Consider the following 23,027-nt stretch of genomic DNA (forward strand, 5'->3'; position numbering starts at 1 on the left):
GCAGGGGTGAGGCTTGGAAACAGCAGACGGTTACTGAGCGGCTTTTTCGTCTTCCGACGGTTCCGCTTCGTCCTCGTCATCCGGCGCGCCGGGGTTGAGGTAGATGTCGAGCAGGCCTTCGGGAAGGGTGACGTGCAGCTCCTTGGTGTCCTCGTCGGCGTGCTGAATCAGCTCGTCGACTACCGGAATCAGCACTTCCTGCTCCTGGTAGCGCATGGCCAGCAGTACCTGCTCCGGTAGTTCGTAAAACGACTCCACGGTGCCCAGCCGGCCTAGGTTCGCGTCGACCACGGTATAGCCCACCACCTCGTGGAAGTAGAACTGGTCTTCTTCCAGCTCGGGCAGGTCGGCCAGCGGGCGGTACAGCTTCAGCCCGCGGAACAGCTCCGCGTCCTCGATGCGGTCCACGGTTTTGAGCTTGAGCAGTACGCGGGTGCCGGCCTGCGGCGTGAGGCGCTCCACGGCGAAGGGGTGCAGCTTGCCCGAGCCGGCCGGGCGCTCCACGAATACTTCGGCCACTTTGCGGTAGTCCTCCACGCTGTCCACGTCCAGCTCGGCCACCAGTTGCCCGCGCAGGCCGTGGGTTTTTACCACATAGCCCAGCTCGTAGCTTTCGTCAAGGTTCATGGGAGTTGATGAGTTGTTGAGTTTGGGAGTTAAAAAGTTTAGGAGTTATTGAGTTTAAGAGTTGAAGCCTCCAGGTGGAAACTCCAAAACTCTCAAACTCAATAACTCCTAAACTCAAAAACTTCCTAAACTGAATTAGGCGTTTTCCTCGGTGCTTTCGGCCGGAGCTTCGGCAGCCTCGGGAGCTTCAGCAGCCGGAGCGTTGGCAGCGGCAGCAGCGGCTTGCTTCTGACGCAGTGCTTCAGCGCGAGCCTCGCGCACCTTGGTTTCGGCGGCCAGCTGCTGCTTGCGCGCTTCGTCCTTGGCGGCGCCCACGTCGGTGCGCTTGCCTTCAATCTTGGCGTTCTTCTCGTCCAGCCACGTGGTGTAGCGCTGATCAGCTACGTCCTGCGTGATGGCGCCTTTGATAACGCCGAGCTGCAGGTGTTTGCGGAACAGTACACCGCGGTACGACAGCATGGCGCGCACGGTGTCGGTGGGCTGGGCGCCCTTCATCAGCCAATCGAAAGCCTTGTCGGCGTCGAAGTTGATGCTGGCCGGGTTGGTGAGCGGGTTGTAGGTACCGATCTTCTCGATAAAGCGGCCGTCGCGCGGGCTGCGCGAGTCAGCTACTACGATGTCGTACATAGCGGCCTTTTTGCGGCCGCGGCGGGCGAGGCGGATTTTAACTGCCATAAACCGTGTCGGTTAGGTGACGCAACTCGTGCGTCGGATGAAAAAATATTTGGGCTGCAAAGGTAGGTATTTTCAGCGCATCAGCTACCTGCGGTGCAAAATTATAACGCTTATGGTAGCCGCTTGATGGCCCCGTTGCCCAGCCCCCATGGCTAAGCAGACTTAGGCCAAGGGCCAAATACCGTTAGGGAAACGCAAAACTGCCCTTTTGCCCGAGTCGCTAGCAGGTGTGGTGGGCTACCGCCATTTGTCAAACAAAGGCTATAAACAGGCCTGTAGCTAGATGGCAGGTTATGAAGCGAATGGGGCGGCAAAAGTATATCAAAAGTTTAACCTTAACATCACAATATTCACTTGCTTGTATTGAAGTTTAACCCTTCTTTTCAGGCATTATTTCACTTAATCATCTTTTCATGAAAAAAACATTATTACTCGCATTGTCATGTTGGCTGCTATGGCAAGGGCCAGCAAAAGCTCAACAAATCAGCCCGGTATGCGCCACGCCGAATGCGCAACCCCACGCGGCAGGCACTGCTGCCCGCATCGCGCCGGGGGGAGGTGACCCGCCCCTGCCCGCGCCTTGGTGTACCGACCGAAGGAACATTAAGGTCAATGTGCATTACATCCTGCGTTACGACGGCACGGGTAACTTCAACGAGTTCAACGACGGCACTAATGAGTTTGTCCCCGTAGGGCAAACCAGCGCCCCGCAATTGCCCACCAACCCGCAAGCCAACGGTTACGAATTTGCAAAAGGCATCGTGTGGGCTGCCAACGTGCAGCTCGACAGCCACCCGCAGATGACCAGCCCCGCGGGCAACACCATTGCCAATCCGCACTCCAAGCTCAACTTCGTGCTGCGGGGCGTGTACTTCCACCGCCGTTCCGACCTCTACAACTACACCAACACCAACCACAGCAGCACGGGCAACGGCATTGCCAGCCCTGACCAGTTTGATCAGTTAGGCAGAAACAAGGCCGACGAAATCAACGTGTTGGTGCTCGGCCAGGACGATAACCCGAACTACGAATACCTAGGCGGAATTGCCCGCGGCTTTGGGTACGCCAACGCGCAGAACTGGGTGAAACTGCTTAACGTGTGGCGTATTCATTGGAGCTGCCGCCTGAGCAACAACCCGCTAGCCAGCTGGGCGACCGGGCAGGTACTTACCCACGAAGTAGGGCACTTACTTTCCTTGCAGCACCCGTTTCAGGGCGACAACTGCGCCGACACTGACGGTATCTGCGGCAACAACATGATGGACTACTGCGGTGGGGGATACGCGCTGACGCCCTGCCAGATCAGCACCATGCAGCAGCAACTCAACATGTACTGGAACAACTACATCGGCAGCTGCGGGTGTATCGTGCCGCATGCGTCTATGGAAGTGCCTGAGTGCACGGCCGGCAATACAACGGATATCTGGTTGGAGGGCCGGGGTAGCTTTGCCGAAGATGCGCATACGGTAGACATAGTCGAGATTGACGGCTACGGCGCCCCGGTGCCCGGCACCCAGGCAAGCTACTCTTACTTCAGCCCTGCGAGCCGCCTGAACCTGGCAACGATTTACACCTTCGCACCCAACAAGCGCTACGACGTGCGGCTAACGGTCAGCTCGGGGTGCGGTTCGAACGCCGTGACCAAGACGATTTCCACCGGGGTACGTTGTGCGCCCGTCGAGTACCTCGCGCGTAGCAGTGCGGCGGGCAACGCCCCCGGCAAAGCGGCGTTGGCCGAGCTAAGCGTGTTCCCGAACCCGGCACGGGGTACGGCCGAAGTGCTCTGGCAAGGTGGCGAAGGCAAAACAGTGCCGGTACAGCTGCTCGACGCCACTGGCCGCGTAGTTTGGAAAGGTCAGCTGACGGGCGCGCAAACCCGGATTCCGCTGACTGGCATCAAAGCCGGAGTGTATTCGCTGGAGGTGCAGGCTGCCACCGGTATGGTGCACCGACGCCTGCTGGTAGAATAGTCGGTGCTGCCCCAACAAAAAGCCCGCGACTTCACCGAAGTCGCGGGCTTTTTGTTGGGGCAGTTTAGGCCTAGGCCGCCATGCGCTCCGGCTCCTGGGCCGAGGCCTGCTTTTTCAGGCGGATGATGCCGAACTTATCCAGCGTCCAGATGACGGGGTAGGTCGGGTCCAGTTCCCACCACTTCACACCAAAGTTGACGCGCATGGGCAGCTTGTGGTGGTTGTTCTGAAACAGCTCACCGCCGGTAAGGAAGTCAAAGAACAGCGAGTTGCGCGACTTGTCGTTGTTGTCGAAGTTCTGGTAGCCGTACTTGTGGCCGCTCCAGTTTACGATGGCGCCGTGGACCGGGCCCATCAGGAAGTGGAAGGGCAGCAGCAGGTACAGGTACCACATGCTGGCCGGCACGAAGGCCACGTAAAACAGTACGTAGGCTGTGCCCCAGCCCACGCGCGACACCCAATGGTCGCCGATACGCTCCAGGGCGCTCCAGGTGGGGTAGTCGCCCTCGAAGCGCTTGGCCAGCTCGTACTCGTCGTTGAGGACCGAGTTGTAGATGTTTTTCGTCTTCCACATCATCGTGAAGGCATTCGACGAGAAGTGGGGGGAGTGCGGGTCCTTCTCTGTGTCGGAGTAGGCGTGGTGCATGCGGTGCAGCAGCGCGTAAGCCCGCGGCGAGAGGTACGACGAGCCTTGCGCCAGGTAGGTCAGCAGGAAGAAGAACCGCTCCCAGAAACGGTTCATGGTGTACATCTTGTGGGCCGCGTAACGGTGCAGGTAAAACGTCTGCACGAAGAGCGACAGGTACCAGTGCCCGACGAAAAACAGCAGGATCGGCATGAAGCGGTGTGGAAAAAATGTGGTAAAGCCTTGACGCCTAAACGCGTCAAAGGCCGTTTGGTTCAAGCGAAGCACAAACGTAGTGCACCGGCAAAGTTCGGCAAAATGACTTTTGTCAGTGCCGCTTAAAGCGCAACGCGGCGCATATCGTTCACCGGCGGGCGTTTGTTGAGCTAGTTTACCAGCTCGCCGCTACGAATCGGGTCCCACACCTCTGCGTCGGGCAGCGGAGCCACGATGTCCATTTCCTGGTGCGTGACGGGGTGCTTGAAGCGCAGCCGCCGGGCGTGCAGGGCAATGCTCAGGTCGGGCAATGGGGCCATGGCTCCATATTTCACGTCGCCGGTGATGGGCGTGCCCAAGCCGGTGCTCAGCTGCACCCGGATTTGGTGCGGGCGGCCGGTGATGGGGTTGACCTCGATCAGGTAGCGGTGGCCTACTTGGCCCAGTACCTTGTAGTTCAGCTCGGAGCGCTGGCCCTGCGGGTGCTTCTGCGGGTAAGCCTTGGTCACGTTGCGCATCGGGTCCTTCAGCAGCCAGTGCACTAGGTTGCCTTCGGGCTGCTGCGGCATCTTGCCCACCAGTGCCCAGTAGGTTTTGTGCATCAGGTTGTCGCGGAACATTTCGTTGAGCCGGCTTAAGGCCTTGCTGGTTTTGGCCAGCACCACGATGCCCGATACGGGCCGGTCGATGCGGTGGCACACGCCGATGAAGGCGTTGCCGGGCTTCTTGTACTTCAGCCGCAGGTACTCGGCGGCTTTCACGGAGAGCGGCTCGTCGCGGGTTTCGTCGGCCTGCACCAGCGTGCCGGCGGTTTTATTGACGATGAGCAGGTGGTTGTCTTCGAACAGAATTTCTTTCTGCTCTGACCAGATGGCAGGTCTGTTCACTAGCGGAGTCCGGAAAAGGTAAAGGCGGCGGGGCGGGCTCGGAATAAGTCAACTTTCAGCAACAAACGCGCGCTCCACTGCGGGAGCCGGTTGCCGCACCGACCGACGGTAACTGCAAATAAACGACAGAGTTCGGACTTGCATTGTGCCGCCGACCCGTTGGGTCCGCAGACGACCCCCCCAACCACCGCGAATAACAGCGGCGCCGCGTCCTTGTTGGAGCGCGGCGCCGCAAAATTTTACGCGTCGTTCAGCAGCCGGTGTGGTGCCTCGGCCTGGAGTAGGCTGGCACGCCGGAAAAGCTAGTAGGCTTCTTTCTCAGTGGGAAATTCGCGGCTCTTCACGTCCGACACATATTGCGTCACGGCCTGGTGCATCAGGTCGCCCAGCTCGGCGTAGCGGCGTAGGAAACGCGGCTTGAATTCCTGCGTGATGCCCAGCATGTCGTGCACCACCAGCACCTGCCCGTCTACCTCGGGGCCTGCGCCAATGCCGATAACCGGGATGGTCAGCTGCTCGGCTACCTGCTTGGCCAGGGAGGAGGGAATCTTTTCCAGCACCAGCGCAAAGCACCCCAGCTCTTCCAGCAGTTTGGCGTCCTCGATGAGCTTCTGGGCTTCGGCTTCTTCCTTGGCCCGCACGGTGTAGGTGCCGAACTTGTAGATGCTCTGCGGGGTGAGGCCCAGGTGACCCATCACCGGGATGCCGGCCGTCAGGATGCGAATGATGCTTTCCTTGATTTCGGCGCCGCCTTCCAGCTTGATGCCGTGCCCGCCCGACTCCTTCATGATGCGAATGGCCGAGCGCAGTGCCTCCGACGAATTGCCCTGGTAGGAGCCAAAAGGCATATCCACCACCACGAAGGACCGGCCCACCGCCCGTACTACGGAAGCCGCGTGGTAGATCATCTGGTCCAGCGTGATGGGCAGCGTGGTTTCGTGCCCGGCCATTACGTTAGAGGCCGAGTCGCCCACCAGCAGCACGTCGACGCCGGCGCCGTCCAGGATTTTGGCCATGGAGTAATCATAGGCGGTGAGCATGGAGATTTTCTCGCCGCGCTGTTTCATGGCCAGCAGCTGGTGCGTGGTCACGCGTTTGATTTCCTTGTGTTGGGACATGCCTGCCAGGAAAGTAAGGGTACCATAATCCGCCGGGGGCGGGGCCGTAAAACTGCGGCTTTTTTGGCAATTAGAACCGCTCGTGCGCAGGTAGCCCGCAGGTGTTAAAAGCGCGTGCCCGCTTTCCGGGTGGAAAGCGGGCACGCGGTAGGCAAGGCGCCCGGAACCGTTAGCGGTTGAGGAAGGTGCGGTTGCGGTTCAGCTTCAGGTCCTGCAGTAGCGCCGATTTGGCCCCGATGGTGACGTTGAAGCCCTGAATAGGTCCGAAGGGCGTCCAGCTACCCGTAATCTGCCAGCAGTGCAGGTCGCGGAAGAAGTTGAGCTGCGTCAGGGTGATTCGGCGCGACACGAAGTCGTAGCCCGAGGTGTAGCTGACGCGCATCTTGTCGGTCAGCTTAATCTCGCCGCTCACGTTCATCGACACGGTGGGCCAGGAACGCGGGCGCGTGATGCCGGCGCGGGCGATGCGCGGACCCGGGTCTTGGTAAAGGGCGCCCAGCGAGGCATTGAGCGTCCACGGAATGGAGAAGTCGAGGTAATCGACGTAGGAATCGGGCTGGTTGGGGTTGCCCAGCACCGGGTCGTTGGCGGGAGCCACGCGCTGGGCGCGGTTGGCGGGTTGGCCCGAGCGGCGGTTGCTGTCGAACTGGTAGGTGAGCTGCGCCGACGCGTTGTCCCAGCGGGCCAGGCGCGGCTTGGGCTGGTTCCACAGGTACTCATTGATGAGTGTGCCCGTGGAGTCACGCTGGTAGAAGTTCAGCGACGACGACACGAGGATGTTCAGCTTCTGGGCTACCTGCGTGCGGAAGCTGCCCGCAAGCGGCGCCAGCTTGAAGGCGTTGGCCGCGAAGTTGTAGCCGGTGCTGAAGTCCAGCCCGTCGATCAGGCTGACCTTCTTGAACGGCTCGTTGCCGGTGGTGTCGTTGCTGTTGCGCACCTTCATTTCCACCTGGTTCTGCAGGCTGAAACTCAGCTGGCTGACCTGGCCGCCGCCCGGTTGCTGCCCGGCAAAGCCCTGGAAGCGCGAGAATTGGGCCCGCGTAAACTCCTGGCCGCTGGTGTTGAGCACGTCGGCCGGCAGCGAGAAACGGGAGCTTACGTTGTACGGGTCCTGGTAGTAGTAAGGGTCGGCGTAGAAGTTGGGGGAGTAGCTGTAGCTCAGGCTCGGGGCCACGCGGTGGCGCAGGGCCTGGATCTTGCGGCCCGGTCGGCGGTTGATAGTGCCGTACAGGTTGGTGGAGAGCGAGGCGCTGCCGGAGTAGTTATTGACGGGGTAGAAGCCGCGGACGGTATCGATGCGTATGGCTTGGGCTTCCTGGATGTACTTGTAGGTCAGCTGCTTGAAATACCAGGCCGAGCTGTAGTTGATGGAGGGCGCAAACGAGAGGTGGCGCAGCACGGTGTAGTTGCCCAGCGAAATGCCAAAGCGGTGCAGGATGTTCGTCTGGGCGTTGCGCAGCAGCGGCGAGAGGTTGTTCAGCCGCACCGGGATATTGCGCGAGGTAGCCAGGCCGCCGATCAGCGGCAACCCGGTGCTGAGCGAGCGGGCGGCTTCGGTGTTGGTGATGCGGTTCTGCCCGGTGAATTGGTAGTCCACCGCAAACTGCTCGTACCACAGGTCGCGCTGGGGCAAGCCAAACAACCGGTACAGGTTTTGGCGCTGCACGCCCACGGTCACGTCGGGCAGCGTCAGGTTCACCGTGCCCGTGAGCGTGTTCAGGTCCTGGCTGGCCTGAATGGCGTAGTTGATGGGCAGGTTGCGCAGCTGCTTGGAGTAGCTAATGGAGGAGTTGAAGGCCGGCGTGAGGTAGTTGCGCACGTCCAGCGAGTTCTGCTGGTTGTATTCCGGGCTACCGGTGCGCACGTTGGCCGAAAAGCGGCCGCCGCCGGGCCTTGGCGTAGGCGTGTGCGACCAGCTCAGCCAGAACGTGCGTGGCTTGATGGTGCGGCGCGCGTTGTTGTTGGCGGTCAGGTCAGTGCCGCCGAGAATGGCCGTGGCGGGCCGGCGCGAGTAGCTAAACTCCAGGCGGCCGTCGTAGCGGTAGCGCTTGCGGTACGTCATGTCGGCATTCACGCCCCAGCCGCCGGTGGCGTCGAGGTTGCCGGCGTAGAAGCTGCCCGTCACGCGCGCGCCGATGTATTCATTGACAGCCCAGTAGTAGCCGCCGTTGGTCAGGTAAAAGCCGCGGTCGATGGCCTGCCCGAAGGTGGGGATAATCAGGCCCGAAGCACGTGATTTGCCCGGGGTGGGAAAGTAGCCGAACAGAAAGCCCAGCGGCGTGGGAATGTCGCCGATAACCAAGTTGAAGGGGCCGGTCACCACGTTTTTGCGCGGCACCACCTTCATCTTGGTCGAATTGATGTAGAAGTGCGGGTGCTCCAGGTTGCAGGTGGTGTAGCGCCCGTGCAAGCCGTAGATTTCGTTCAGCTCGTTTTTCTTCACCACTTCGGCGTGGATGTAGCCTTCGCCCTGCTGGGTAATGGCCTCCGAAATCTTGCCCTTCTTCGACTTGAAGTTGTAGGCAATGCGCCCGGCCTGGTAGGTCTCGGCCGCGTCCTTGAACACAGGCTTGTCGCGCACCTTACCCGTGGAGTCGGCCTGGCCCTCGGCCGTGAGCAGGTTTTGGCTGTAGTCGACGGTGATGACGCCCGCTTTCAGGTCCATCTCGCCGTAGTTTACGCTGGCCTTGTTGTAGAGCACGGCGCGCTTTTCCTGCACGTTGAAGCGAATCGAGTCCTTGGCCTGGTACGTCACCGTGGTTTCGATGTCGCCCTTGGGCTTCACGCCTACGCGCAGAGAGTCGGCGCCGGTACGGGCGGTATCGGGGCGGACGGTGGCTGGAGCGGTAGGCGGAACGGCCCCGCCGGGCCGCGGCACGGGGCGCTGCTGCGCCACTGCCACCGTGGTCAGCAGGCAATAACTGAACAGCAAGGAAAGCGTACGCACAGAGCGAAGCGCCCACCCACTGCGGCATAGCGTTTGAATATGCACCGCGGAAAGAGTCACGAAGAGCAGATTTGCTTTATTTTGTGGCTAAGAGTGCAAAAATAGCGGGTAGCCGCCCCATCTAACGAACTCCGTGCGGAATATTGTCCTTCTCGGCACTGCCTTGCTGGCGTTGGGCGTAAGCTCGGCGGCGAGCGTCGCGCAACAACCCGATTCCACCAGCGCCCCCAGGAGCCACGTGGTGCCTTCTACGGGCGGTTATCGCCTGCGCACCGTGGTGCTCGACGCCGGTCACGGCGGCAAGGACCGGGGCTGCGCCGGGCAGTCGGCCCGCGAGGCGGACGTATCGCTCAAGATCATCCTGGAGCTGGGCCAACTCATTGAGGAGAATATGCCCGAGGTAAAAGTGGTGTACACCCGCAAGACCGATGAGTTTGTGGAGCTGGCCGACCGCGCGGGCATTGCCAACAAAAACAACGCCGACCTGTTTATCTCCGTGCACTGCAACGCTGGCCCCTCGGTAGCGCACGGCACGGAGGTGTGGACCATGGGCCCGCACAAAACCGAAGCCAACCTGGCCACGGCCAAGCGCGAAAACGCGGTAATCCTGCAGGAAGACAACTACAAGGAGCGCTACAGCGGCTTCGACCCCCGCTCGCCGCAGTCGCACATCCTGTTTTCGCTCTACCAGAGTGCCCACATCGACAACTCCCTGCGCTTCGCTGCGAAGGTCGACCATGAGTTTCGCACCTCTGTGGGGCGCACTTCGCGCGGGGTGAAGCAGGCCGGTTTTCTGGTGCTGTGGAAGTCCACCATGCCTTCGGTGCTCATCGAGGCGGGCTTCCTGACCAATCCCACCGAGGAGCGGTACTTGAACGATAAGTCTGGACAGTCGTATATGGCCTCGGGTATCTACCGCGCGTTTCGCAAGTACAAGCAGGACCTGGAAGCCAGCAGCGCTGCCGATTAAGTGGCCGCTGCTTGCCATCTTGCGCCGCGGCGCTGCCCTGCCTCCTTTATCTCCCTCTCTCGTCGCTCCCCCTCGCCGTGTCCAAAGAAGCCAAAGTTGCCCTCCTGGCCATTGTTGCCCTTGTGGCGTTGTTTGTTGGCTTTCGATTCCTGAAAGGCAGCAATGTCTTTTCCTCCGACCGCACCTTTTACACCACCTTCCGCAACGTGGATGGCCTCAATGATGGGGCGGCCGTGCTGCTCAACGGGGTGCCCGTGGGGCAGGTAAAAAGTCGTGAACTGGTGCTCGGCCAGCGCAACCAGGTACGCGTGGCCCTCGAAATACAGAAGCGCGTGGAAGTCGGCGACTCCACGCTGGCCGTGCTCGGCGGCTCGCTGCTGGGGTCCAAAACCATCGACTTGCGCCAGGGCCGCAACACCAAAATCTTCGACGGTGGTGAGGAAATCCGCGCCTTCGCGCCGGCCAGCATCACCGACGCCTTTCAGGCCAAAGCCGGCTCGGTGCTCGGTACTGCCGACTCGACGCTGATCAAAGTCAACCAGTTTCTGAGCAAGGAAGCCCGCCTGAGCCTTCAGCAAACCTTGCTCAACTCGCAGGCTACCACCGAGGCGCTGCGCAACCTGCTGGTGGCTAACCAGCGCAACATCAACCAGATTACCACTAACATGGCTAAGTTGAGCTCCTCGCTGACCGTGACGGAGCGCAAGTTTGACCAAGTAGCCACCAATCTGGCCCTCATTACCGACACGCTTAAGCGCGCGCCGCTGGCCAAAACCGTGCGCGACCTGAACACCACCGTGGGACAGGCGCAGGTGGCCATGAAGCAGCTGAACCAGTCGCTGACGACCACGAAAGGGTCGCTCGGCAAGCTCATCAACGACGATTCGCTCTACACCAACCTGAACGCCACCTCGGCTTCGGCCAACGCGCTGCTCGTCGACCTGAAAGCCAACCCCAAGCGCTACGTGCACTTCTCCGTGTTCGGCGGGGGCGGTAAGGAAAAGAAGAAGACCGAAACCGAGCGGAAGCCCGACGGCTCGGTGGAGCGCGAAACCAAAACCGTAACGCAGCAAACTACCACGCCCGTAGATACCGCTGTGCGTCCTTAACCTCAACAAGACCAACGCCGAAAAGCCCGTGCCGACAGCGCGGGCTTTTTTGTGTCTGGCAGCGAAAATAACGGGCCAGGCAGCGGGCAAGAGGTTTTTCTGCAACCTTCCTAACACTCGTTAGGTTGATGCGTTAAATAGCTTACCTTTGAAATACGCCTCCCCGGCGTCCGTTCCCTTTCCCCAACTGCTTCCCACTCCCGTGAACCCGACTGCTGCTCCCACCCGCCAAGACCTCGAATTCAATAAAAACGAAGACCAGCTCAAGCAGCTGAATTTTCAGCTGCAGAAGCGCCTGGAGAAAGTCCGACTCGGCGGCGGCGAAAAGCGCATTGCCGCGCACAAGGCCAAGGGCAAGCTCACGGCGCGGGAGCGGATTGAGTACTTGATTGACAAAGGCTCGGCAACCATCGAAATCGGGGCCTTCGCCGGCGAGGGCATGTACAAGGAGGAAGGCGGCTGCCCGAGCGGCGGCGTAGTCGTGGTAATCGGCTACGTGCAGGGCCGGCAGTGCGTCATCGTGGCCAACGACGCCACGGTGAAGGCTGGAGCGTGGTTCCCCATCACGGCCAAGAAAAACCTGCGCGCCCAGGAAATCAGCATCGAAAACAAGCTGCCGATTATCTACCTGGTGGACTCGGCCGGTGTGTACCTGCCCATGCAGGACGAAATCTTTCCCGACAAAGAGCACTTCGGCCGCATCTTCCGCAACAACGCGGTAATGTCGTCGATGGGCATTGTACAGCTGGCCGCCATCATGGGCCCGTGCGTGGCTGGTGGGGCCTACCTGCCGATTATGTCCGACGAGGCCATGATTGTGGACGGGACGGGCTCGGTGTTTCTGGCGGGCTCCTACCTAGTGAAGTCGGCCATCGGCGAATCCATCGACAACGAGACGCTGGGCGGGGCTACCACGCACTCGGAAATTTCGGGCGTGACGGACTACAAGTTCAGCAGCGACGAGGAGTGCCTGGACCACATCCGCAACATCTTCGACAAGCTCGGGGCCCAGCCCACGGCCGGCTTCTCGCGCAAGGCTCCCCAGTCTCCGGCCGAAGACGAGCGGGAAATCTACGGCCTGCTGCCCGCCGACCGGGTGAAGCCCTACGACATGATGGACATCATCAGGCGGCTCGTGGACAACTCGGAATTTGAGCCTTACAAGGACCTCTACGGCCAAAGCCTGATCTGCGGCCTTGCGCGCATCGACGGCTGGGCGGTGGGCATTGTGGCCAACCAGCGCAAAATCGTGAAGACCAAGAAGGGCGCCATGCAGATGGGCGGCGTTATCTACTCCGACTCGGCCGACAAGGCGGCGCGCTTCATCATGAACTGCAACCAGAAGCGCATTCCGCTGGTGTTTCTGCACGACGTGTCGGGCTTCATGGTCGGTTCGCAGTCGGAGCACGGCGGCATTATCAAGGACGGGGCGAAGATGGTCAACGCCATGTCGAACTCCGTGGTGCCGAAGTTCTCGGTCATCATCGGCAACAGCTACGGCGCCGGCAACTACGCCATGTGCGGCAAAGCCTACGACCCGCGCCTGATCGTAGCCTGGCCTACCGCTCAGCTAGCGGTGATGAGCGGGGCCGCCGCGGCTAACACGCTGCTGCAGATTCAAGTGGCTGCGGCCGAGGGCAAGGGCGAACAGCTCACCGAGGAGGCCAAAAAGGAAATGTTCGACAAGATCAAGGCCCGCTACGACGAGCAACTCTCGCCCTACTACGCCGCTGCCCGCCTCTGGGTGGACGCCGTCATCGACCCGCTGGAAACGCGCAAGGTAATTTCCGAAGGCATCAGCATGGCCAACCACGCCCCGATTGAAAAGGCGTACAACGTGGGGGTGATTCAGGTATGAAACGCAGAGTGGCTACCAATGGACAGGCTGTATTCCTTTGACTGGTACGACGGCATAAGGGGTGGGGTGGCCACGTACAACGGGCAGCCCTGCTACTTCGAAAGCCAGTGCGTGGATATCTTCACGCAAGGCGTCGACTGGTTCAAATTGAGCCCGATATCGAACGAGGCGTTTGAACAGGAAATTGAGCAATGGACCTTGTGGCGCAAATACGACGCTGCTTTTCGAGCAGGTTTGGTTGGCGCTGAGCATCATCCGTTCTTACCTGAAGACGGGGAGAAAGGAGAAGAGTTACAACGGCGCCTTAATCATCAGCTAGTAATTGATGAGAATAACGTCCTGATAGCTCAAGCCGAATTTTTTGGTCTAGATGAGCAGATAAAACAAGCCGATGAAGCTGAACTAGAGGTGCGTTGGACCATCCTTTCAGCACCACCTTCGGCAAGCTGGCGGACTAGCTATGACATATAACCGGAAATGCTCCACCTGCTCAGGTGGAGCGTTTTATTTGTAAATACCTTGCTATAGGATGAAGCACATCTACCTCCTTGCCGGCTGCAACGGCGCGGGCAAAACCACCGCCGCCTACGCCCTACTGCCCTTACTGCTCGACTGCTGCGAGTACATTTCAACGAACCAGCGCTGGGCCTTTCGCCAGAGTAGCCCGAGACGGTGAGCGTGCAGGCGGGGCGGCTGATGCTCACGCGGCCGCAGGAGCTTTATTTACTTCGTGCGACGGGCAGGTGCTGGCCGTGTAGCCCGACGACATAGCGCCGGCTTGGCCGGTGGAATAAGCCAAGCAGACAACGCAAAACGCCCCGGCCAGCCGGGGCGTTTTGCATTCAGCGCTTTACCACTCACCCAAAGCATGTCACCTCGCTCGCCGTTAAAGCTTGGGCGGCAACGTGAACCGGGCGTTGCCGGGCGGTTACTATTAGGCGCTGGGGTTTATTGTTTCAGGTACTCGGCAGCCGCACGGTTCTTCGGGTTCAGCTCCAATGCCTTCGCGTAGTGCTGCGTAGCCAGCTTCTTGTTGCCCATGGTGGCATAGGTTTCGGCCAGGCTGTCGTAGGTATTGGCGCTGCCGGGGTATAGGCGCACGTTCAGCTGAAACACGGCCAGCGCGTCGGCCAGTTGGCCCAGCTCCACCAGCGAGTAGCCCCAGGCGTTGACGGCCTGCTCGGGCAGGGCGTAGGCCGGGTCCTTGCGGCGAGCCTTCTTCACTTCTTCCTCCAGGTGGCTGAAGCCGCGCTGGCGCAGCGTGCGGTGCAGGGCGCGCAGGGTGGGCGGCAGGCCGAAGCCATCGGCCACCTGCATATCGGGCAGGTAGCAGGCGGCCAGCGCGTCGATGAACCGCTCGGGGCTGGCGCCTTGCAGGTTGGTAAGTACGACGAAGGCTAAATCATCCTTGGGGTAGAGGAACACGGCGGAGCGGCCGCCGCCCACCGGCGCCACGGCCGGATGCTCAGGTCTATCGACGGTGGGCCAGCCCAGGGCGTAACCGGTGAGCTTACCGCCGAAGCTGCGCGTAGTGCCGTTGTTGAGGCGGCCGGGCGTCCAGAGCACAGGCAGGCTGGTGGGTTGCAGCAACTTGCCTTGTTGCAGGGCAATCAGCCAGCGGGCCATTTCCTCGGCCGTGGAGCTCATACCCGCCGCCGTGCGCAGGGAAGGCGGAAACACCTCGAACAAATTGCGCATCTCCTTGCCGCGGCGCACTTGCCCGTCGATGTACTGGGTGAAGGTGTAGCCCCGGGCCATGCGGGGCAGCACGTCATGGGCGTCGCCGGAGGAGGTGCGGGGCATGCCCACTACATCGAGCTGCCGCTGCCGGATAAACTCGGCGAAGGGCTGGCCGCTGAGCTTATCGATCAGCTTGCCCAGCAGCAGGTAGTTGGTTTGGTTGTAGGCAAACTGCTGACCCGCGGGGAAGTCCAGCGGCTGGGTTTGCACCTGAGCCCAGGCGGCTTTTTCGTTGTTTTCGGTCACCAGCGCGTCCTCGGGCATGATGTCGGGTAGGCCGGAAGTGTGCGTGAGCAGCTGCCGCACCGTGACGGGGTGCCAAGTGGCGGGCAACTCGGGCAGGTAGCGGCCGATGGGGGCGGCCAGGTCGAGCTTGCCGGCTTCCACCAGTTGCATGGCCGTCACACCCACGAAAGCCTTGGTAATCGAGTTGAGGAAAAAGCGCGTCTGCCGCGTAACGGGCACCGAGTCCTGCACGTTGGCCAGCCCGTACTGCGCCAATTTCTCGACGCGACCATGGCGCACCACCGCCAGCTGCACGCCCGGAATGCGCAGCTGCTGCATGGCCCGGCGCACCAGCACATCCACGCTGTCGGGAGTTGCCTGGGCCAAGCCCGCCGAGGCATTGCTCAGCACGATGATAAGTGCCGCGCCAGCAGTGCGCAGCCAGTGGGGGAGTCGGTAGTTTTTCATGGCGGAGAGAGAGGCGGAGTAAGGAAAAGCGTCGGCGTGGCAGGCTGAAGGGCGAATGTAGACGGCAGATGGTCGTCCGAAGCTTCGCGTTGCCCCACCGCCTGCGGGCGGCCGTAGAAGCTTAAGAGACAGTCTGATAAAATTTGGTATTTCATCAGTGGACGGCGTATTGTAACTGAGAAAAGCAAAGCTCCACATCAGAGCCCGTGGCATCTTGCCGATCCGGCGAAAAGTGTGGCTGGGGAGGTGCTGGTTTTCTCGCCAGTGAAACGACTGCCCGGTAACACAAAAGCCCCGGCTCCCACACGGGCCGGGGCTTTGCACGTTTAGCAAGTACCGCCCACCCGTTGGCGCAGCACTTCACTCGCCGCAAAGGTCAGGCATGCGTGTGTGCTGGGCGTTGCCGTAAGGTTATGCTTCTGTGTTGCTCTGAGCCTACTCCATAAAGTTCTGCGCCATTGGGATGAATATCTTCTACTTTCGTCCCGGTTGCCCCGTGCGGCTACGATACGTTTGTGCTACCATGAAAAGAGCTTTCCTTGGTGCCTGCGGCCTGGCCGCCGGCGTGCTACCCGCTACGGCGCAAAAAGCCGCAGCGCAAACCGTCTTCACCGCCGACGTCGACCACTTCTGGCAGGCCTACGACAGCGTGCGCAGCACCCCCGACCCCGCCCGGCAGCTGGCATTTATGCAGCGCCTGTACGTGGACCGGGGCAGCGCGGGGCTGGCCGCCTTCATGAAAGCGCGCAATTACTCGGCCGCGCTGTGGGTGGAGCGAATCAACAAGTACCCTAAGTTCTGGGCTTCGGTGCGGCCCAACACGTTGGCAGTAAAAACGAAGACAAAAGATATCGAGCGGGGCGTGCAGCATCTGCGCCGCCTTTACCCCGAGTTGAAAGACGGACAGATGTACTTCACCGTCGGCGCGCTGCGCTCCGGCGGCACGGTGGACGGCACGATGGTGCTGATTGGGACCGAAATAGCCACCGGTACGGCCCGGACCGACGTATCTGAATTTTCGGACAAGTGGCTGGCCACGGTGTTTCAGCACCAGTCGCTCGACAACGTGGTGGCCCTGAACGTGCACGAGTACGTGCACACCCAGCAGCGCGGCGAAGGCACCACGCTGCTGGCCAATTCCCTGCACGAGGGCGCCTGCGACTTTGTGGCCGAGCTGGCCATGCGGCAGCCCCTGCGCGTGGCTTACTTGGCGTACGGTGCCGCGCACGAGGCCGAGCTGCGGGCCAAGTTCAAGCAGGAAATGTTCGGCGACGACCAGCGCGACTGGCTTTACAATGGCGCCAGCGCCCGGACTGTGGCCGACCTAGGCTACTTCATGGGCTACGCCATTCACAAGGCCTACTACAGCCAAGCCAAAGACAAGCGCAAAGCCATCAAGGACATCATCGAGCTGGACTACTCCCAGCCCGAGGCGGTGGAAAGCTTCCTGAAGCAGTCGGGCTACTACCCCGAGGGCTGGGACAAAGCCGCCCTGGTGGCCGCGCAGCAGGCCCGCTACCCGGTACTGACGCAGCTGTTGCCCTTCGCCAACGGCGCCACCAACGTGGACCCAGCCGTCCGGCAGCTGGTGCTGCAGTTCGACCGCGCCATGGACCTGCAGGGCCGCTCGTTTGCGCCCAGTGAGCGGGGCCAGGAGTACTTCCCGCTGAAAAACCCCGTGGGCTTCTCGCCCGACGGCAAAACCTTCACGCTGGACGTGGAGCTGCAGCCCAACCACGAGTACGAGTTTGTGGTGACGCCGCGCGGCTTCAAGTCGCAGGACGGCTACCCGCTGCGCGAGGCCTACACCGTGCGCTTCAAAACCCGCTAGCAGTTATGGCCGAAGCCAGGTTGAAAGTGCTGTTCGTGTGCACCATCAACCGCATGCGCAGCGCCACCGCCCACGAGCTGTACCGCCACGATGCGCGCTTCGAGGTGCAGTCGGCGGGCACGGCAGCCACGGCCCGGCAGGTGCTCACGCCCGAGCTGCTGGCCTGGGCCGACGCCGTGGTGGTAATGGAAAAAGCCCACCGCAGCGCCATTCGTAAGCAGTTTCCGCAGGTCTACGCACAGAAGCACATCGTCTGCCTATACATTCCCGATGAGTACGACTACCAGCAGCCCGAGCTGGTAGCCATGCTGCAGCAGCGCTTCGAGGACGTGTACCGCCGCGGGCTGCTGGGCTGAGCTGGCACTACGGGTAAAAAGACCGGACCCGGGCCCGCCCGCTTGCGTATAGCCTTCAATTCAACCGAAGCGAAGATTATGGCCAAGACAACTGTAGCCGAAATGACGGTGGATACCCTGGTAGCCGCCGGCGTACGGCGCATTTATGGCGTGGTGGGCGACTCGCTCAATGCCATTACCGACGTCATCAGCCGCCGGCAGGACGACATCCAGTGGGTACCGGTGCGCCACGAGGAAAGCGGCGCCTTCGCTGCCGGCGCCGAAGCCCACCTGACCGGCACGCTGGCCGTGTGCGCCGGCAGTTGCGGCCCCGGCAATACCCACCTCATCAACGGCCTCTACGACTGCCACCGCAGCCGCGTGCCCGTATTGGCCATTGCCGCCCAGATTCCCACCGGCGAAATCGGCAGCGGCTACTTCCAGGAAACGCACCCCACCCGAATTTTCCAGGAGTGTAGCTGCTACTGCGAGGAAATCGTGCACCCCGACCAGATGCCGCGGGTGCTGGAAATAGCCATCCAAACGGCCCTCACCCAGCGCGGCGTGGCCGTGGTCATTATCCCCGGCGACTTTGGTCACGTGGAAGTGCCCGCTCTGAAGCCCGCCCTGCCCGTGCTGAACCGCTCGGCCCTGCTCGTGCCCGCCGACACGGACGTGCGCCAGGCCGCCGCCATGCTCAACGGCGCCGAAAAAGTGACCATCCTGGGCGGTGCCGGTTGTGCCGGCGCCCACTCCGAGCTGCTAGAGGTAGCCGAGGCCCTGAAGGCACCCATCGTGCACGCGCTGCGCGGCAAGGAGTTCATCGAATACGACAACCCCTACGACGTGGGCATGACCGGCCTGCTGGGCTACGCCTCGGGCTACCACGCCATCAAGGACTGCGAAGTGCTGCTCATGCTCGGCACCGATTTTCCCTACCGCCAGTTTCTACCCGCCGACGACGCTACCAAGGTCATTCAGGTGGATATCCGCGGCGAGCATATCGGGCGGCGCACCCGCGTGGCGTTTGGCCTGATCGGCGACGTGGGCGCCACCCTGCGGGCCTTGCTGCCGCAGCTGCAGGTCAAAACCGACCGCGCCCACCTCGACAAGGCCTTGGCGCACTACCGCGACTCACGCGAAAACCTCGATGACCTGGCCACCGGCACCCCCGGCAAAACGCCCATCCATCCGCAGTACCTGGCGCGCACCATCAACGAGCTAGCCACCTCCGACGCCATTTTTACCTGCGACGTGGGCACGCCTACCGTGTGGGCCGCCCGTTACCTGCACCTGAACGGCCGGCGCCGCCTCATCGGCTCCTTCAACCACGGCTCCATGGCCAATGCCATGCCCCAGGCCCTCGGCGCCCAGCTCACGCACCCCGAGCGGCAGGTCATTGCCCTGTGCGGCGACGGCGGCTTTGCCATGCTCATGGGCGACTTTCTCACGCTGCGCCAGCTGCGCACGCCTGTCAAAATCGTCATCTTCAACAACAGCTCCCTGGGCTTCGTGGAGCTGGAAATGAAAGCGGCCGGCCTGCTCGAATACGGCACCGAGCTGCAGAACCCCAACTTCGCTGCCATGGCCGAAGCGGCCGGCGTACGCGGCATCCGCATCGAAGACCCGGGCGAGCTGCCTGCCCAGCTGCGCGAGGCCCTGGCCCACGACGGTCCGGTGGTGGTGGACGTGGTGGTGAACCGCGCCGAGTTGTCGATGCCGCCCACCATCGACCGGAAACAGGCCATGGGCTTCAGCCTGTACATGGTCAAAGCCATCATGAACGGCCGCGGCGACGAAGTGCTGGACCTGGCCACCAGCAACCTGCTGCGCTGAAGAAGGCCGCCCGCGGGCACTTTCCAGCTCGCTGCCGGTGTTTTAACGCGGTCCTATATCGGCCGCTGCTGAGCTCAACAGGCGCGGCAGCGGCCGATTATCATTTACCTTTGAAGACGGACGAAGCGGCGCTACAACCCTGGGAACCTGCTTTGGCACCGATACCTGAATGACTAACAAAGAAATCAAAGCCCTTATCTCGCTGCTCGACGACGCCGAAATCCGGCCCCAGATCGAAGGGCGCATCCACGAGCTGGGCGAAAGCGTGATTCCGTTTCTGGAAGAATCGTGGGAGGAAAGCCTCGACCCGGAGCAGCAGCAGCGCCTCGAGGAGCTCATCCACGACCTGCAGTTTGCGGGCCTGAAGGAGCGCCTGCGCGTGTGGCGCGACTCCGGCGGCGAAAACCTGCTGGAGGGCATGTGGCTCATCAACAAGTACCAGTACCCCGACGCGGATTTGCAGGCGCTGAACCGCGCCATCGAGCAGCTGCGCTACGAGGCCTGGACGCTGATGTCGGCCGAAATGGGCCCCATCGACCAGGTGCGGGCCCTGAACCACGTGCTGTTCAAGGTGCACCGCTTCGCCGCCAACACCCAGAACTTCCATGCGCCGGCCAACTCCATGCTGCACCTGGTGCTGGAAACGCGCCGCGGCAATCCGCTCACCCTGTGCGTGATATACCTGCTGGTGGCCCAGCGCCTGAAGCTGCCCGTGTACGGCGTGAACCTGCCCAACCTCTTCATCCTGACCTATAAGCCCGAGGAAGAGCAGCACCAGCCGTTCTACATCAACTGCTACAACCGCGGCCTGATCCTGACGCGCACCGACATTGAGCACTACGTGGCGCAGCTGAACCTGCCCGCCAACGATATCTTCTTCGAGCCCTGCTCGCACCTCGACATCGTGCGCCGGGCCCTGCGCAACCTCTCCGTAAGCTTCGAGAAGATGCAGGAGCCGGAAAAAGCCGCCGAAGTCAGCATGCTGCTCGCTATTCTAACGGGGGAAGAAACGCCCGCCCCCAGCAGCGAAGAAGGCGAGCCGGACGAAGAGTAGAAGGACTGAAAGCATAACGCCTGTCATCCTGACGAAGAAAGGACCTTACCACGCGTGAACGAATCGTGACAACGATGGTCGTTCAGCAGTGATAAGGTCCTTTGCTTTTGGCTCAGGATGCCAGGCAATTTGCCTGGGTTGGCTTAGTTGCGCTTGATCAGGCAGCCGGAAGCGCGCTTCTCGGCAATAGCGGCCGACTGCCCGGCTACCACCGCGTCAATGGCGCTTTTCAGGTAGTGCTCCTTGGCGTAGGCTTCCATCTGCGGGTTGTCGTCGATGGCGCCGCGGTAGCGCACCGTGAAGCCACCCGCCACCGGCTGCAGCACCACGGCTTCGGGCGTCTTGGTGACGCCGAGCAGGCTGATAGCTTTCAGGCCTTCGTCGGTGAGGTAGCTCACGTCGGCGCCGGAGGTTTTCACCTTCAGCTTATCCGAGTTCAGGGTTTCGGCCGTCTGCTCCAGGTTGATGGGCGCCGTTACGAAAAGGAATTCCACGCCCTGTGCGGCGTAGGTGCTGCTGAGGCTGCTCAGGCGGCTTTGGTACAGGCGCGAAAAAGGGCAGGCGGGGTTGGTAAATACCACCACCACGGCCTTACGGCCCGTGAAAGAGCTAAGCGAAACGGCCGAGTTATCGGCGCGCTTCAGCGTGAAATCGGATACCAGCGCAGTCTGGGCCCGCGCCGTGGTAACGGCCACGGTGGCCGTGAGTAGCAAAGCGGCGGCGAGCAGGGAAAAGCGGCGAAAAGACATATGGGCGGGCTGACAATCAGCGGGAAGAAGTAGGGGAGAGGCACCAGGTAAGCACGCAGCCCGAAGGTAGCAGCTCGTAGCCAAGTTGGTGCCGGGAAGGCGGCTCGTCGGGCGGAAGCAGGTGGCCGGTGAGGGTGCCGGCCGCAGTCAGGGCGAAGGGCTCCAGCTGAATGTGCTCCTTGAACAGGAGCCGGCGGCGGCTGTAAAGCTTGTAGAGCGTTTCCTTGGCGCTCCAGTAAAGGCTGTGTTTTACATCGTCGGGGCCGGCGTCGAGCAGCTCGGTTTCGGAGAGAAACTTGCGGGCCAGTTGCCGGGCTTTGGGCCGCACTAGTTCAACATCTATGCCAACGCGCCCATCGGTGGTCAGCAGCGCCGCGGCCCATTCGCCGGAATGCGACAACGACACGCCAAATGCGGGTAATTCGGGGATAAATGGCTGACGCGTAACCTCGTCGTTGCGCACCGAGGCCGGTGCGTCGGTCAGCTCACTGAGCAACGCATGCGCCAGCACGCGGCCAGCCAGCCACTGCCGCGGGCGCTCCGGGTCGCGGCCTGCGGGCAGCAGCCCGGCGTACGTGGCTGCATTGGGTAGCTGGGTCAGCAGCTCTTCCACCGACTCGGTAAGGTGCCAGAGGCCGAGGCGGGCGGAGGCGGAAGGCAGGTCGATGAGGCGGTGAAGCGGCACGGCAAACGGGGGCGAAAACAGTCCGAAGGACGTGAATTTAAGCCCAACTACGGTGCGGCCGGGTCGGCGGCTGTACTTTTGCGGCGGCACCAGCCTGGCCGGCGCCGCTCCGATTCATCGCGCCCATGACTGCTACCACCCGCCCGCAAGTACAGAAACTAGCGGCCCTGACCGGGCACCGCGACTGCGTGTACGCGCTGGCCGGCCACCCGCAGGAAGCCACCTTTTACTCGGCCGGGGCCGATGGCTTGGTCGTCGCCTGGAGCGTGGACGAGCCCGAGCAGGACGGACAGCTCATGGCCCGCGTCGAGAATTCAGTGTACGCGCTGCACTACGAGCCGGCACGGCAGCAGCTCATCATCGGCCACAACTACCAGGGCGTACAGGTAATCGGGCTGGAGGACAAAGCGCTGCTGCACGCCACCGCGCTGCCGCCCGCACCCATCTTCGACTTCGCTTACTCCGCCGCGCGGGAGCGGCTGTACGTGGCCCTCGGCGACGGCACGCTGGCGGTACTGCGCACCACCGATTTTGCCGTGCTGCGCCTGCTGCGCCTCAGCGACAAAAGCCTGCGCTGCCTTAGCCTGCACGAAGCCCGGAACGAGCTGGCCGTGGGCAGCTCCGACCACCGGTTGCGCATCCTCGACGCCGACACGCTGGCCGTGAAGCACACGCTCACCGATGCCACCAATTCGGTATTCACCGCAGCTTTTCATCCCACCGGCAACCTGTTGTATTCGGCCGGCCGCGATGCGCATTTGCGCGTGTACGACGCCGCCAATGGCTACCGCGAAGCCTTTACCGTGGTGGCGCACCTGTTTGCCATCAATCACCTCACCTTCAGCCCCGATGGGCAGCTGCTGGCCACCTGCAGCATGGACAAGAGCATCAAGCTGTGGGACGCCGCCTCGGGCCGCCTGCTGCGCGTGGTGGATCGGGCGCGGCACGCCGGGCACGGCACCTCGGTGAACCGCCTGTTTTGGTCGGGGCGGCAGAATCGGCTAGTTTCGTGTAGCGACGACCGTAGCCTGGCCATTTGGCAGGTCAGCACCGAGTAGTTGGTATTGAGCAGCACGTGCAAAGTCAGTTGGGTTGGTGCCGA

The 23,027-nt window shown here is 61.8% G+C and carries 19 protein-coding genes; 10 read left to right on the top strand and 9 right to left on the bottom strand.

Features of this window, described 5'->3' with window-relative positions; genetic code table 11:
- Positions 1–30: 30 nt before the first annotated feature.
- Both rimM and B0919_RS09970 read right to left on the bottom strand, forming a co-directional pair.
- Entirely contained in the window at positions 31–627 is a 597-nt protein-coding gene (gene rimM / locus B0919_RS09965) for a ribosome maturation factor RimM (protein WP_078012100.1), read from the bottom strand.
- Between the two features lie 135 nt (positions 628–762).
- Positions 763–1,302, bottom strand: a complete 540-nt coding sequence (locus B0919_RS09970) for a 30S ribosomal protein S16 (protein WP_078012101.1) — start codon at positions 1,300–1,302, stop codon at positions 763–765.
- 614 nt (positions 1,303–1,916) lie between these two features.
- Here B0919_RS09970 and B0919_RS09975 point away from each other — a divergent pair.
- Positions 1,917–3,272, top strand: coding sequence for a T9SS type A sorting domain-containing protein (locus B0919_RS09975; protein ID WP_176132977.1), 1,356 nt, complete (start codon positions 1,917–1,919; stop codon positions 3,270–3,272).
- 70 nt (positions 3,273–3,342) lie between these two features.
- Here the strand turns inward: B0919_RS09975 and B0919_RS09980 are convergent, their stop codons facing one another.
- The 4 genes from B0919_RS09980 to B0919_RS09995 form a co-directional block, all read right to left on the bottom strand.
- The gene (locus B0919_RS09980) at positions 3,343–4,110 is read right to left on the bottom strand and encodes an acyl-CoA desaturase (RefSeq protein ID WP_078012103.1); all 768 of its coding nucleotides are present in this window, start codon (positions 4,108–4,110) and stop codon (positions 3,343–3,345) included.
- A gap of 173 nt (positions 4,111–4,283) precedes the next feature.
- On the bottom strand, positions 4,284–5,000 hold the full coding sequence (locus B0919_RS09985; protein WP_078012104.1) for an RluA family pseudouridine synthase: 717 nt from the start codon (positions 4,998–5,000) through the stop codon (positions 4,284–4,286).
- A 302-nt stretch (positions 5,001–5,302) separates the two neighbouring features.
- Complete coding sequence (gene panB, locus B0919_RS09990; protein ID WP_078012105.1) at positions 5,303–6,118, bottom strand: 3-methyl-2-oxobutanoate hydroxymethyltransferase; 816 nt, start codon at positions 6,116–6,118, stop codon at positions 5,303–5,305.
- Positions 6,119–6,287: 169 nt separating this feature from the next.
- Complete coding sequence (locus B0919_RS09995) at positions 6,288–9,065, bottom strand: putative LPS assembly protein LptD (protein ID WP_139362037.1); 2,778 nt, start codon at positions 9,063–9,065, stop codon at positions 6,288–6,290.
- 238 nt (positions 9,066–9,303) lie between these two features.
- Here B0919_RS09995 and B0919_RS10000 point away from each other — a divergent pair, with 238 nt between their 5' ends.
- The 4 genes from B0919_RS10000 to B0919_RS10015 all read left to right on the top strand — a co-directional run bounded on the left by B0919_RS10000 (position 9,304) and on the right by B0919_RS10015 (position 13,473).
- Positions 9,304–10,035, top strand: coding sequence for an N-acetylmuramoyl-L-alanine amidase (locus B0919_RS10000; RefSeq protein ID WP_078012107.1), 732 nt, complete (start codon positions 9,304–9,306; stop codon positions 10,033–10,035).
- Between the two features lie 122 nt (positions 10,036–10,157).
- Entirely contained in the window at positions 10,158–11,144 is a 987-nt protein-coding gene (locus B0919_RS10005) for an MlaD family protein (protein WP_176132978.1), read from the top strand.
- A gap of 202 nt (positions 11,145–11,346) precedes the next feature.
- Positions 11,347–13,002, top strand: coding sequence for an acyl-CoA carboxylase subunit beta (locus tag B0919_RS10010; RefSeq protein ID WP_078012109.1), 1,656 nt, complete (start codon positions 11,347–11,349; stop codon positions 13,000–13,002).
- A gap of 18 nt (positions 13,003–13,020) precedes the next feature.
- Positions 13,021–13,473: a hypothetical protein gene (locus B0919_RS10015; protein ID WP_078012110.1), complete on the top strand. Its 453-nt coding sequence runs from the start codon at positions 13,021–13,023 to the stop codon at positions 13,471–13,473.
- A 477-nt stretch (positions 13,474–13,950) separates the two neighbouring features.
- On the opposite strand, the gene B0919_RS10020 is transcribed toward B0919_RS10015, so the two are convergent.
- Positions 13,951–15,435 (bottom strand): serine hydrolase, encoded by a 1,485-nt coding sequence (locus B0919_RS10020; protein ID WP_078012111.1) that lies wholly within the window; start codon positions 15,433–15,435, stop codon positions 13,951–13,953.
- 523 nt (positions 15,436–15,958) lie between these two features.
- On the opposite strand from B0919_RS10020, the gene B0919_RS10025 reads away from it, so the two are divergent.
- From B0919_RS10025 to B0919_RS10040, 4 genes are all read left to right on the top strand, one after another.
- A complete protein-coding gene (locus B0919_RS10025; protein WP_078012112.1) occupies positions 15,959–17,266 on the top strand; it encodes an Ig-like domain-containing protein in 1,308 nt (435 codons plus the stop codon).
- A 5-nt stretch (positions 17,267–17,271) separates the two neighbouring features.
- Positions 17,272–17,622, top strand: a complete 351-nt coding sequence (locus tag B0919_RS10030) for a low molecular weight protein tyrosine phosphatase family protein (RefSeq protein ID WP_078012113.1) — start codon at positions 17,272–17,274, stop codon at positions 17,620–17,622.
- 78 nt (positions 17,623–17,700) lie between these two features.
- Complete coding sequence (poxB, locus tag B0919_RS10035) at positions 17,701–19,437, top strand: ubiquinone-dependent pyruvate dehydrogenase (RefSeq protein ID WP_078012114.1); 1,737 nt, start codon at positions 17,701–17,703, stop codon at positions 19,435–19,437.
- Positions 19,438–19,606: 169 nt separating this feature from the next.
- Positions 19,607–20,491, top strand: a complete 885-nt coding sequence (locus tag B0919_RS10040; protein ID WP_078012115.1) for a transglutaminase-like domain-containing protein — start codon at positions 19,607–19,609, stop codon at positions 20,489–20,491.
- A gap of 143 nt (positions 20,492–20,634) precedes the next feature.
- On the opposite strand, the gene B0919_RS10045 is transcribed toward B0919_RS10040, so the two are convergent.
- Both B0919_RS10045 and B0919_RS10050 read right to left on the bottom strand, forming a co-directional pair.
- A complete protein-coding gene (locus B0919_RS10045; RefSeq protein ID WP_078012116.1) occupies positions 20,635–21,240 on the bottom strand; it encodes a redoxin domain-containing protein in 606 nt (201 codons plus the stop codon).
- A 16-nt stretch (positions 21,241–21,256) separates the two neighbouring features.
- Positions 21,257–21,925, bottom strand: a complete 669-nt coding sequence (locus B0919_RS10050) for a 4'-phosphopantetheinyl transferase family protein (protein ID WP_176132980.1) — start codon at positions 21,923–21,925, stop codon at positions 21,257–21,259.
- Between the two features lie 125 nt (positions 21,926–22,050).
- On the opposite strand from B0919_RS10050, the gene B0919_RS10055 reads away from it, so the two are divergent.
- Positions 22,051–22,983, top strand: a complete 933-nt coding sequence (locus B0919_RS10055; protein WP_078012118.1) for a WD40 repeat domain-containing protein — start codon at positions 22,051–22,053, stop codon at positions 22,981–22,983.
- Positions 22,984–23,027 lie beyond the last annotated feature (44 nt).

It is taken from the genome of Hymenobacter sp. CRA2 (assembly GCF_002007105.1).
Classification (GTDB): domain Bacteria; phylum Bacteroidota; class Bacteroidia; order Cytophagales; family Hymenobacteraceae; genus Solirubrum.